The sequence below is a fragment of the Thermoanaerobaculia bacterium genome (assembly GCA_035260525.1).
In the GTDB taxonomy this organism is placed as follows: Bacteria; Acidobacteriota; Thermoanaerobaculia; order UBA5066; family DATFVB01; genus DATFVB01.
The window spans coordinates 1-12,467 of record DATFVB010000265.1; the positions used below are offsets into that span (position 1 = coordinate 1).

General features: G+C 67.9%; 10 protein-coding genes. 1 reads left to right on the top strand and 9 read right to left on the bottom strand.

Annotated features, from left to right (window positions below):
• Positions 1 to 127 precede the first annotated feature (127 nt).
• The 8 genes from VKH46_12815 to VKH46_12850 form a co-directional block, all read right to left on the bottom strand.
• The gene (locus tag VKH46_12815; protein HKB71719.1) at positions 128 to 277 is read right to left on the bottom strand and encodes a hypothetical protein; all 150 of its coding nucleotides are present in this window, start codon (positions 275 to 277) and stop codon (positions 128 to 130) included.
• A gap of 40 nt (positions 278 to 317) precedes the next feature.
• Positions 318 to 2,774 carry a cation-transporting P-type ATPase gene (locus VKH46_12820; GenBank protein ID HKB71720.1) on the bottom strand — a complete coding sequence of 819 codons (2,457 nt, stop codon included), beginning with the start codon at positions 2,772 to 2,774 and terminating at the stop codon, positions 318 to 320.
• 58 nt (positions 2,775 to 2,832) lie between these two features.
• Positions 2,833 to 4,266 (bottom strand): NapC/NirT family cytochrome c, encoded by a 1,434-nt coding sequence (locus VKH46_12825; GenBank protein HKB71721.1) that lies wholly within the window; start codon positions 4,264 to 4,266, stop codon positions 2,833 to 2,835.
• A 107-nt stretch (positions 4,267 to 4,373) separates the two neighbouring features.
• Positions 4,374 to 7,154: a hypothetical protein gene (locus VKH46_12830; GenBank protein ID HKB71722.1), complete on the bottom strand. Its 2,781-nt coding sequence runs from the start codon at positions 7,152 to 7,154 to the stop codon at positions 4,374 to 4,376.
• Entirely contained in the window at positions 7,151 to 9,313 is a 2,163-nt protein-coding gene (locus VKH46_12835) for a cytochrome b/b6 domain-containing protein (GenBank protein HKB71723.1), read from the bottom strand. Before VKH46_12835 ends, VKH46_12830 begins: the two co-directional genes overlap by 4 nt.
• An 87-nt stretch (positions 9,314 to 9,400) precedes the next feature.
• Complete coding sequence (locus VKH46_12840; GenBank protein ID HKB71724.1) at positions 9,401 to 9,697, bottom strand: hypothetical protein; 297 nt, start codon at positions 9,695 to 9,697, stop codon at positions 9,401 to 9,403.
• Between the two features lie 44 nt (positions 9,698 to 9,741).
• The gene (locus VKH46_12845; GenBank protein ID HKB71725.1) at positions 9,742 to 9,948 is read right to left on the bottom strand and encodes a helix-turn-helix domain-containing protein; all 207 of its coding nucleotides are present in this window, start codon (positions 9,946 to 9,948) and stop codon (positions 9,742 to 9,744) included.
• 205 nt (positions 9,949 to 10,153) lie between these two features.
• Positions 10,154 to 10,636, bottom strand: coding sequence for a CBS domain-containing protein (locus VKH46_12850; protein HKB71726.1), 483 nt, complete (start codon positions 10,634 to 10,636; stop codon positions 10,154 to 10,156).
• 130 nt (positions 10,637 to 10,766) lie between these two features.
• Here VKH46_12850 and VKH46_12855 point away from each other — a divergent pair, with 130 nt between their 5' ends.
• Positions 10,767 to 11,210, top strand: a complete 444-nt coding sequence (locus VKH46_12855) for a CBS domain-containing protein (GenBank protein ID HKB71727.1) — start codon at positions 10,767 to 10,769, stop codon at positions 11,208 to 11,210.
• A 194-nt stretch (positions 11,211 to 11,404) separates the two neighbouring features.
• Here the strand turns inward: VKH46_12855 and VKH46_12860 are convergent, their stop codons facing one another.
• Positions 11,405 to 12,067, bottom strand: a complete 663-nt coding sequence (locus VKH46_12860; GenBank protein ID HKB71728.1) for a LuxR C-terminal-related transcriptional regulator — start codon at positions 12,065 to 12,067, stop codon at positions 11,405 to 11,407.
• Positions 12,068 to 12,467 lie beyond the last annotated feature (400 nt).

Here is a 12,467-nt window from a genome sequence, read left to right on the forward strand (position 1 = left end):
AGCCGAGTTGCCGTCTCGCCTCGATTCAAGGGGAGGATCGGCGCGGCGACTGGTCGCGCCGGCTCGTCCCGCCGAAGCTTCAGCGAAGGAGGAAGCTTCAGCGAAGGCGGAGGCGGGCGCGGCTGCGCTACGGCAGCGTCAGGCCGGGATCCATGCTCTTCGCGACCGCGGCGAGGACGCTCTGGCCCGGACCGTTCGCGCCGGTGGCCGAATAGCCCGCCACGAAGAAGGTCGTCCCGGGGTCGTCGGGCCGCGAGATGCACGAATCGGAGATCACGGGGTCCGGCCGCAGCCCGGGATGATCGCTGACGCCCCGGTCAGGCGCTCTTTCGTCTTTCGGTTCGCGTGCCCCACGCCCGCCAGACCACGGCCGCCGCCGCGGCGCCGAGCGCGATTGCCCATCGCCCGCCGCTCGGGAACCTCGCGTGAAGGATCTGCGCGGTCGCCGGCCAGGCGAGCAGGAGGGGGAGCGAGACGGCGATCGGCGCGACGACACCCCAGAAGCGCCACGGGTTCGGCGCGGGGACTCTCCGCCAGGGCCGGTCGCCCGCCCTCTCCGCCCAGGCGATCAGCAGGGTCCCGGGAAGGAGGGCCGCGAGCGCGAATCCTCGGGCCGCGTCGGCACCTCCGGGCAGCGCGGCGGCGTAGATCGCGAGCACGGCGGCGGCGAGCGCCGCCCCCGTCGCGATCGAGCTGCCGGCCGTGCGCTTCCCGAGGAGCGACGCGCCTGCCGGCCGCGGCGGACGGCTCATCACGTCGGGATCCGCCGGCTCCCCCTCGAAGAGGAGCGCCGAGACCGGGTGGACGACGAGCTCGAGCCAGACGAGATGGACGGGGAGGAGCAGGAGGGGAAAGCCGAGCAGCGGAACGACGACCGCGAGGACGACGATCGGCACGTGAAAGGCGAGCAGATACCGGAACGCCTTTTCCAGATTGTCGTAGATGCGGCGCCCCTCCCGGATCGTCTCGACGATCGACCCGAAATTGTCGTCGAGCAGGACGAGATCGGCCGCCGCCCGCGCCACCTCGGTCGCGCGCGCGCCCATGCTGATTCCGATCGACGCGCGGCGGAGCGCCGGGGCGTCGTTGATGCCGTCGCCGGCCATGGCGACGACCTCTCCGTTGGCCCGGAGGGTGTCGACGATCGCGTACTTCTGCTCCGGGAGGATGCGGGCGAGGATCGGCGACTCGGCGACCCGCCGCGCGAAATCGGGCGGAGAGAGGGCGGCGAGCTCGTCGCCGGTCACGATCGGCTCGCGTCCGCTGACGATCCCGGCGCTCTCCGCGATCGCCCGGGCGGTGACCGGATGGTCGCCGGTGACGAGCTTGATCGAGATTCCGGCGGTTCGGCATTGCGCGACGGCCGCGGCGATCTCCGGCCGGAGAGGATCGCGGAAGCCGAGAAAGCCGACGAGCGCGAGCTCTGATTCGTCGCGCTCGCGGTCGTCGGGCCCTGCACTCTCGGTCTTGCCGGCGACCGCGAGGAGCCTCAGCCCCCCCGCGGCGAGCTCGGCATGGCGCATTTCCGCTTCGGCGCGGCGTTCGGGAGTGAGCGCGCAGTGCTCCAGGATCCCTTCGAGCGCGCCTTTGGCGGCGACCGCGAGCGTGCCGTCCGCCGCGCGTTCCGTCCTCCACACGTGCGACATGTGCTTTCCGAGCGGGTCCCAGGAGTGGTCGCGGACGAGGATCCCTTTCGTGTGCAGGCGGCCGGGGTCGAGCCCGGACGTCCGCGCGAACTCGATGATCGTGCGGTCGAGAGGATCGGAGGGGTCGATCTCGCAGGCGAGCACGGCGGTCTCCAGGAGCTCCTGCTCGCCGAGCTCACCGAACGGAAGCACCGCCTCCAGGACGAACTGGCCGAGGGTGAGCGTCCCCGTCTTGTCGGTGCAGATCACGGTCGTCGAACCGAGCGTCTCGACGCTCGCGAGGCGGCGGACGAGCACGCGATGGCGCGACAGACGCCACGCCCCGAGCGTCAGGAAGAGCGTGAAGACGAGAGGGAACTCTTCGGGCATGGCCGACATTGCGACGCTGATCGCCGAGACGAACGCGCGCGAGAGCGACCGCTCGCGATACCAGGCGAGCCCGAAGACCGCCGCGGCGACGAGGACCGCGATGCGGCCGAGAACGGAAACGACCTTCGCGGTCTTCTCCTGGATCGGCGTCGGCGCGTCGGGTGCCTCGGCCACGAGCGAGGCGATCCGCCCGTACTGCGTGCTCAGGCCGGTCGACGTCACCTCGCCTCCTCCCTGGCCCGTGAGCACACGCGAACCGGCGTAGAACGGCGTCCCGGGAAGCTTGTCCTTCGGCTCCGACTCGCCGGTCAGCATCGACTCGTCGATCGCGAGATGCGCAGACCAGGCGACCGTCCCGTCCGCATGGAGGACGTCTCCCTCGCGGATGAGCAGGATGTCCCCCGGCACGATTTCCTCCGTCGGGATCTCGACGGGCGCGCCGTCCCGCACCACCGTGGCCCGCGGGGAGACGGCCCGCGCGAGCTTCTTCAGCGCCTGGCGCGACCGCGCTTCGAGGATGACGTCGACGGCGAGCACCGGGAAGAGGGCCACGAGGAGCACGATCCCGTCGCGGCGCTCCCCGGCCACGAAGGAGAGGACCGCCGCCGCGAGCAGCATGATCGCCATCGGGTCGGCGAGCATGCGGGCGAACTCGAAAAACGACGCGCGGCGTCCGGCGGGCGCGTAGCGGTTGGGGCCGTGCTCGGCGAGGAGCTCCCGGGCGCGGGCGCTGGAAAGACCGCTCGGCCGGCTCTCCACGGTCAGACGGGCGCCGCGGCGCCCCCGCGTCCGGAGACGTCCGGCGCGCCCGGTCGCGTCACTTGAGTCCGAGGTCGGTCAGGATCTTCGGATTCGTCTCTTCCTGCGCGAGCACGGCATGGCAGGCGTCGCAGTCCTGGGTGATCACCTTCCCGTCCTTCGACGCGTGGCTGCCGTCGTGGCACCGGAAGCAGCCGAGGAAGTCCTCGTGCCCGAGGTTGTTGGGGTACGTCCCCCACCCGACCTTCATCGCGGGGAAGACGTTTCGCCGGTAGATCGCGCCCGCCCGGTCGGCGGCGGCCTCGATCTGCGCGCGGTGAGCGGCGTAGACCGGAGGATACTTCGTGCGGTAGAAGTCGACGAGGCCTTCCGAGATCTTCGACGTCGCGGTCTGCTGGTCGGGATAGGAGGCGCGCAGGAGCGCGACCGTTTCCTTCTTGACGAAAGGGAGCGTCGCGCTGATGGTCCCCGCCGCCATCGCCTCGTCGACCGCGCGCTCGGGGAGCTCGAACGTGTGGGACGGACGGTTGTGGCAGTCCATGCAGTCCATCGTGCGGTGCTCACCGCGGGCGAGCTGCTCCGGAGTCGTCTTGACGTCCGTCGAGACGTATTCGACCGTCTTGCCCGAATCGTCCACGTACCAGACGACGGGGATCACCTGCCGGTGCGTATCGGTCGCGACGTAGCTCACCCGTGAGCCGTGGTCGAGATGGCGGCCGTGGATTCCCGTTCCTTCGACGCCGGTGCGGCCCCCTCCCACCTTGACCAGCAGGACGGTCTGCTGTTTCGTGTTGTTCTCGTCGTCCGTGAACTTCGTGCGGACGACGAGGCGGTCTCCGACGAACCTCTGGGGCCAGTGGCACCGCTCGCAGGTCTCGCGCGCGGGACGCAGGTGCTCGACCGGCGAGGGAATGGGGGTCGAATACGTGTGCAGCGCCACGGCGAAAACCTGCCGCACCCCCGAGATCTTCGCGCGCACGAACCACGGCGCACCGGCGCCGATGTGGCACTCGACGCACTCGACGCGGGAATGGGGCGAGTCCCGGTACGCCGCGTACTCGGGCTGCATGACCGTGTGGCAGGTCTGCCCGCAGAATTGCGTCGAGTCCATGTACTCGACGCCGAGATAGGAGGCGGTCCCGAGAATGAGGAAGTTGAGGAAGGTCGCCACGCCGACGAGGACGAACGCCCGCCGGAGGATCGGCTGGTGGAAGTCGATCCGCGGGTACTCACGGGGGAGCAGCCCCGCACGGACGAGCGCGCGCCGGCGGACGATCAGCCCGATCGGGATCAGGACGAGGCCGGCGAGGAAGATGCCGGGAAGGATGAGGAAGAAGACGATTCCCGCATAAGGATGGATCGGCTTGGCCTGCAGGAGCTCGAATATCCAGAAGGCGATGAGCGTGAACGCCGAGCTCGTCGTCAGGACGGCCCCGAGAATGCTCAGCGGGTTCTGCCCGAGGTAAACGAGCGGGCGCAGCCAGGTCTTCACGAAATCCTTCATGCTCTCCGTTCCCCTTTCCTGGCCGCGTCTTTCGCGGCCCCCCCCCGGGCCATTCTAGTGCCCGGAAACGTCACTCCGGCGCCGCGGCGAACCGATTACCGGTATACGAACAGCATCGCGTACAGGATCAGACCGATCAGGAAGAGCCCGATCGCGAGCGCGGTGAAGCCGAACCGGCGCCACATCCGGCTGGCGAGAGGAATCGGCGCGGGCATCTTCAGGCGTTCGAGCTCTCCGCTCTCCCGGAGCTGGCGGTATTCGAGCGGCCGGTCGTGCTTGAGCTCCTCGAGCGGGACGCCTCCCGTGAAGATCACCGTGTCGATCGGGAACTTCTCGGGCCGGAAGTGGGTGTTGAAGAAATGGATGCTGAAGATGAAGCACACCGCGAGCAACGCCTCGTCGCTGTGGATCGTCGTCGCGACGTTGACCATCCAGCCCGGCATGACGTGCGTGAAGACCGTCGGGAACCAGAGGATCAGCCCGGTCATTCCGATCACGGCCACGCCCCAGAACACCGCGAAGTAGTCGAATTTCTCCCAGTAGGTCCACCGCCCGTACCGCGGTCGGGGCCCCTTCTTCAGGAACCACTTGATCGACCCGACGAACTCGCGCCAGTCGCGGCGGTTCAGCATCATGCTCTCCGGACCGAAGATGAGCTTCATCCAGGTCTTTCCGCCCTTCTTCTTCTGGCGGACGAGGTCAAAGAGATGGAGTCCGAAATAGGTGAAAGTCACGACCGCGCAGAAGCGGTGGATCAGGCCGGCAGCGACGAAGCCGCCGAAGAGTCGCGCGAGGACCCTGGCCCAGGGAGCATAGGAGAATTTCAGGGTCATGCCGGTCGCGGCGAGGCCCAGGAAGCTGCCGATCACCATCAGGTGGAGATTTCGCTGGAACGTCGTGAACCGGCGGACGTAGACGCGATCGCCGGCTTCCGCGGCTTCGGCGTCGGGCCGGCGATCGCCGAGCGAGCGGTGCAGCCAGAGCGCCGTGTGGCCGCCTGCCACCGTGAGCGTTCCGACGAGGAGGAACGTCATCCCCCAGAACGTATAGAAGAGGAAGGGATAGCGCTTCGGGTCATGGTGCGTCGCGTGCGTCAGGTAGCCCGCGAATTGCCGGTGCGAGCCTTTGTGGCACTTCCCGCACGTCTTGACGATGTTGGCGTGGGAGAGCCGCGAGCGCGGGTCGGTCACCGGCAGGATGTCGTGCGACCCGTGGCAGTCGTAGCACTTCGCCGTGCCCAGGTATCCGAGCTTGGAGACCTTGCCGTGGAACGTGTCGAAGTACGTCGCGGCGATCTTCTCGTGGCAGCGCCCGCACTGGTCCATGATGTGCAGCCGGAAGTTCGAAAGGTCCGTTCGCTGGATGCTGTGGGCCGAGTGGCAATCGCTGCAGACCGGGAGCGGCTTGCTCGTCCGCGTCACCAGCGGCGAGTGCACGCTCTTCGTGAACAACTCGTAGATACCGCGGTGGCATGTCCCGCACGTCCCGGCGACGTTGGCGCGATTCACGCTCGATCTGGGGTCGGCGGCCGGCAGCTCGTGGTGCGCGCTGTGACAGTCGGCGCAGTTGGCGGTGACGGTCAGGCCGGCCCCCATGAGCCCCTTGCCGTGGATGCTCTCCAGGTAGTTCTCGACGATGTTCTTCTGTTTGCCCGTGTAGCGGACCGCCGCCTTCTCTCCGGTGCGATGACAACGCGCGCACAGGGCCGGAACGTTGCGCGAGAAGGTCGGTGACGTCGAGTCGGTCTTGCTCAGCACGCCGTGGGCGGTGTGGCAATCCTGGCAGGCCGGCGCGTCCGGGCTGCCCTTGGCGAAGAGCTGTCCGTGAACGCTCTCCTTGTATTGATCGACGACCGCCGCGTGGCAGATCGAGCAATCGACTTTCCCCGTGATCGTGCGGCACGGCCGCGTGTCCGCCGGGTCTCCGCCGGTGTGGCACTGGACGCAGGCGATCCGGGCGTGGCGCGAATGCGCCAGCTCCCTCTGGTCGACGAACATGGAGAGAGTCTGGCCGGCTTCGGAGCTCTTCAGCTCCGGCTTGCCGTGGCAGCGCATGCAATCCTGGTCGGCCATTCCCTGCGAGTAGAAAACCTTGCGGATCTGGTGCGGGGAGTGGCAGTCGACGCACGCGGGAATCAGATGCGGCTGCTTTTCCCACAGCTCTCCGCGGATCACCTTCCGGTGGACGGTTTCGATCTGCGCGTGGCATTTCGTGCAGGTCTTCGCGATGTTCTGTTTCGCGATCGAAGACCGGGGGTCCGTGTGCGGCAGCACGAAATGCGCGGTGTGGCAGCTCGTGCATACTGCCGCGACGATCAGCCCGCGCTTGAAGAGGCCTTCCCCGTGGATGCTGTCGATGTAGTTTCCGAGAATGTTCGTCTGCGGGATCCTCCGCGTCAGGCTGACGGTCGTGCCTTCGCGGTGACAGCTGCCGCAGAGACGCGGGATCTCCATCGTGTACGTGGGCGAGCCGGGGCTTCCCGGCCGGAGCACGTTGTGCGTGCCGTGGCAGCTCTTGCAGCCGGGCGCGTAAGCGTCGCCGGCGGCGGCCTTGCGGCCGTGGACGCTTTGCGCGTACTGCTTCCCCTCGTCGGCGTGGCACGAGCCGCACTCCACCTTCGCGAGCTTGTCGGGATGCGGCACCTCCTTGATGTCGCTGTGGCAATCGACGCACGCGACGTCGGCGTGAGGAGACGCCTTGAGGGCCGCGGCGTTGAAGGGAGGCGGCTCGCCGGCCTTCCGCCGGCCGGTCCTCGGGCCGGCATCGTGGCAGGCCAGGCAGTCGTCCCGCGTCGGCGGCGCCGGGTCCGCGCCCCGGGCGGCGGCCCCGAGGGCCAGGACGGCGAAGAGGATACCGAGCGCCTGGCCGGGCTTCATGCGACCGGAGGCGTCCCGGGTACGGGCGCAGGGGCGGAGGTCCGGCGGATCCGCTCGAGCTCGAGCGGATGCTCTTCCTCCATTTCCTTCTCGCTGAGCATCCCCGTGAGCCAGGCGAGGTTCATCGGGTATTCGTCCGGATTGAAGATGACGAAATAGAGGTGCCAGACGCCGATCGCGAGTGTGGCGAGCCACGCTTCGTAGAAGTGGATCGTGCGGCTCACGTCGTATCCGAGCTTCGTGAGGAGGCCGATGAACGTGTTGTCGAACCACATCACGATGCCGGTGGCCGACATCACGATCGTGCCCCAGACGAGCGCCCAGTATTCGGTCTTCTCCGCGTACGAGAAGCGCCCGTAGAGGGGCCGCTCCTTCGAGAGCCCGAGGTTGTACTTGACCGCCTTCCAGGCGTCCTTGAGGTCCCTGGGCCGCAGCCAGATGTCCTTGACGAACTGCCGGCCGCGAACCGTGAAGACGATGTAGGCGACGTGGACGAGGCTCGTCGCGATCATGACGGCGCCGGCCGCCCGATGGAGGACGCTCCGGAGCCCGAACGCCCGCGGGTTGATGCGCCGGATGAATCGGACCCACGCGGCGTCGGGATAGTGCAACATGAAGCCGGTCACGACGAGGAGGATGAACGGCAGCGCGATGCCCCCGTGCTGCAGCCGCTCGAAGAGCGTCATCCGGAGATAGACGCCGCTCCCCGCGGGCGCCTCGATTTCGCGTCCCATGCGGACCCGGAACCGGCGGCGGAGCCTCCGCAGGAAATCGAGGGCGTTGTGCGCCAGCATCCCGCCGATCGTGCCGATGATGACGATCAGATAGATCGTCGCGATCACGAAGAGCAGCGGGTCCTTGTCTTTGGACCCGGTGACGTGCACTCGGCCCAGCGCGAACTTCGCGTTGGCATTCGGATGACAGCCCTTCTGACCGCACGTCGTCGCGAGATTCGCCCTCGCGACGCGCGAACGGGGATCGGACGAAGGCAGGATGTCGTGCGCACCGTGGCAGCTCGCACAGTTGGCGACTTTGACGACGCCGCCGCGGGCATCCAGCCCGTGAAAGCTGTCGGCATAGCTCTTCGACCGGTCGGTGGGGAGGTCGTACTTCTGGTTGAGCTTCAGCGAACCGTGACAGGGAGTGCAGACCCGCGCCGAAATGTTGGCCGCCGCGATCGGCGAGTTCGGATCCCGGCGCGGGAGCACGTTGTGCTCGCCGTGGCAGTCGGTGCAGACGGGGGCGTCCTTCATGCCGCGCGCGAGCGCGGTCCCGTGAACGCTCGCCGCGTACTGCGCGGCTTCCACGGCGTGGCACTTCGCGCACAGATGCGGGATCTCGAGCTTCCCGACGTTCGAGCCGGGCGAAAGGGGATTGCTCATCTGATGGCTTCCGTGGCAGTCGATGCAGGTCGGCGCGCTCGCGTTCCCGGCGGCGAGCGCGCGTCCGTGGACGCTCGTCTCGAAGGACGAGATGAAACCGGCGCTCGGCATCATCGCCCGGATCGCCGGGTTCTTCAGGTGGCAGGAGAGGCACATCTTCTCCTGCGCGATCTTGCGCGCGGCATAGGAAACGCTGATGTCGCCGATGATCGACCGCTGGTGGCACGTGAGGCAGTCGGGCGCGCCCTTGACGGAGCGCGCGAGCGCCCGGCCGTGTGCGGAGAAGCGAAACTCGGAAACGACGTCCTCATGGCACGAGGAGCATCCCGTCACGGGATCGGCGCGCAGCGGGAAAGCCTTTGAAGCGACCGGGACGACGTCGTGGCCGCCGTGGCACGTCTGGCACGCGACGGACGGCGGCGGCCCGCTCTTTTCCGCCTTGGCGAGATCCGGATGGAACGCATGTTTGCTGCCGACGTCGTCGTGGCATCCGGCGCACGCGACGGCGGTGATCTTCTTCTTGTGCGGGATCTCCGAAGGATCGAAGCCCGTGTGGCAGTCGACGCAGGCGAGGCCCGCGGCGCCGTGCACGGATTTCGCGAGCCGGGCGGCGGCGACGAAGAGTGGGCGTCCCTTCTCCGACTTGAGCGTCGGATCGGAGTGGCAGGCGAGGCAGTCGGCGTCGGCGGGTGGTTTCGGTTTCGCACCCTTTTCCGCGGCGGCCGCGGCGCCCGCCGCCGTGCAAACTGCGAGCAGGAAATATCGGACGATCTTCATGGTCTCACCGCGCGCCTTTTTTGTCCGTCGGGTGGACGGACCGAGACGGGGCCGGATCGGGGACCCGGCCCCGCTGGTTGCCGGAAGCTATTTCTGTGCGGAGCCGCCCGGATACTCCTTGAGCCACGACAGGTCGATCTCGGCGGCCTTCCGCTTGTCCTTCTCGCTCACGAGCCACTTGCCGCGGTCGTTGAGCGCGTCCACCTTGAAGGTGTCCTTCTTCGGCATCTTCTCGGTGTGGCAGTAGAGGCAGTTCTGCGCGGGCATTCCGAGGTCTTTCGCCTGCTTGACCCACGCAGCCTTGCCGAACGCGACGCCCTGCGAGGCGATCGCCGCCAGATAGAGTCCGCCGATGACGAGCCCCGTGCGGGTAACCGATTTCATGTTCTTCCTCCCGGCGCGTTGCGCGCGCGAAATGTCCCGGACGATCAGTCGAGACGAACCAGCTCGCCGGGACCGGACGTCCCCGCGAGACGGCGAACCTCGGCCGCCGGGTATCGATAGTGACCTCCCGGCGTGCGCTTGGCGGGAACCTTGCCTTCCCGCGCCCAGCGCGTGACGGTCGAGGCGGAAACCTGGAAAAGGCGGGCCACTTCCGTGCGGCTGAGCCACTCTCCCGTGGGACCCGTTCTCATCGTCTCGGGTCTCGGAGGCGCGGCCGGCGGGAGAGGGATCGTTCCCTTTTCCGCACCCGGACCGCGGCTTCGGATGGTTCGATTGGCGTCTGCGGATTGCATTGCCCCTCCTCGATTCGGCGGTTTGAGCCCGTTGCTCCCTTTGCCGCTTTCAGTCTCTCGAAAGTCGGGTCTCCGCGCATGATGCAAACGCTTCAATCTGTGGTCATTCCGCGGCTGCTACCCAGTTTTTGTGCGGCCGGCGAACGGCCGTGATCATCTTGAGGGCGCCGACCGCTTCCGCGCAGGTGAGGCAGTCCTCCTCGGCGGTCCGGACGGGGGCGGCGTGACGAAGCACGTCGGTCATCGAAATGATCCCTTTGAGCCTTCCGTCCTCGATCACGGGAAGCCGGTGGACCTTGGCGCTCTCCATGACCTGCAGCACGTCGTGGATCTCCTGGTCGGGTCCGCAGGAGACCACGCGACCCGAGCAGACCTCCGCGAGCGGGATCTCCGAGGGACGGCGATCTCCCCGCACGACCGCCATGCAGAGATCACGGTCCGTGATGACGCCGAGGATCTCGCCGGTCCTGCCGACGACGGGGACGAAACCGCAGTTGTGATCGAGCATCGTGTTCGCGGCCGATGCGACCGTCGCGTTCTCCGAACACGACCAGACGCGGGTGGTCATCACGTCTCTTACACGCATGGTTGGGCCCTCCCTTCCCGATCCGATCATGTCCCCGCCCGGCGAGGGTTTCCTGCTTCAAATGCATCATTTCGGGGACAATGGCCGTCCTCGGGCGGGCGCGGTAGAGTGGGGTCCGAGGGAGGCGACCGTGCGAGTCGAAGAGCTGATGCGAAGGAAGGTGGAGACGATCACCGAAGACGGATCGGCGGAGCAGGCGCTCAAGCGCATGCGGGCGAAGAAGCTCCGACACCTGGTCGTCGTCCGCGGGAATCGGGTCGTCGGGATCGTCTCCGATCGGGACATCGCCGGTCTCCTGCTCGGGGACCTGAGAATCGACCGGACGATCGACCAGGTCATGAGCCGGGGGGTCGCCGTCGTGACGCCGCAGACCCCCGTCGAGGACGCCGCCTACGCGATGCGCCGCAAGAAGATCGGCGCCCTGCCGGTCGTCTCCGGCGATGCGCTCGTCGGGATCGTCACCGTCTCGGACCTCCTCGACCTCGTCTGCCGGAAGCTGGGAGCGGGGAAGAATCTTGTCCGCCGGCAGCCGGCGCCGAAGGCCCCGAAGAAGGCTTCCCGCCGGGTACGCTGAGACCGCCGCTCGAAGTCGGTTCCGCCCGGGGGCTCTGTCGTCTTCAATTCGCGGGACTTCGAGGCGCGGCCAGACGTGCCGGAAGACGAATCCGGCAGGCCGGCCGGCGGTGAAGGCGTACCGAGAGCGTACGTCGAGCCGCCGGCCGGCCCGTCGGACCCGTATAACGGCGCGTATGGTCCGCGCCCGCTTTATTAGATGAGTTGGTGGCGGTAGGCGAAAACCACAGCCGCGAGCTTCGTGTGCACGTCCAGCTTCTGAAGGATGCTCTGCACGTGGTTGCGCACGGTCACCGGCGCGATGAACAGCTTTTCCGCGATCGCGGACGTCGAGTAACCCTCCGCGAGACACCGGAGGATCTCCTTTTCGCGGGTCGTCAGCTCGACCGGCTGCCCTTCGGTCGTCAGAAGGGGCCATCGCACGGCAGGCGCGGTCGCCGCCTGCTTCGCCAGCGTCTTCTCGAGCGGAGACGCGGGCGCGCCGTTCTCCCGGACGACGTGCACGACGGCGGAAAGCGACGGCCGCACGGCGGGAACGGCGAACATCGAAACCGTCAGTTTGCGCGCGGCGCCCTGCTTGTCCTTGACGGTGAGGATGAACGGCTGGACGGGGTCGTCCTCGTTGTGTCTCGCCTGGTGAGCGACGGGGCAGTTCTTGAAGCAGTAGACGTTCCCGTGTTCGTCGCGCCCCGCAATCACCTCGAAACAGAGCTTTCCGAGCACCTTCTGCGCTTCGAACCCGAGAAGCTCTTCGCATCCCTTGTTCCAGTAGACGAGCCGGTCGCTCGCGTCGATCGCGAAAGCGGCTTCGCCGCTCTTGGAGAGGAGATCGATCGCTTCGCGAACTGGTGACGGCACGGGGGAATCTTAACAGAACGTCGACGTCGATCATTTCATCGACGAACCCCCCCGAATCGAAGACTTTCCGAGCGGACTATCGCCGCGGGCGTTTCGGTGGAGGCGCCGGACGGCTCGGCGGAGCGGCCGGGCGCGGCGCCGGCGAGGCGGGCATCGTCCGCGGAGCACGGGCCTCGCCGCGCTGCCGGGCCGAGAAGTCGCGTTCGAGCTGCGCGGGAGGCGCGGGGCGGACGACGGGAGGCCGCGACGGCGCCGGCGAGGCCGGCGGGCTCGGCGCTTTCCAGCCATGACCGTTGCTCTCCTGCCATCGGCCGTCGCCCGTGCGCCGGAAGACGTTTCCATCCGGTGACGCGAAAACGTCGTTGGCCTTTCCCGGCAGCGGCCGGGACGGCGTCGGGGG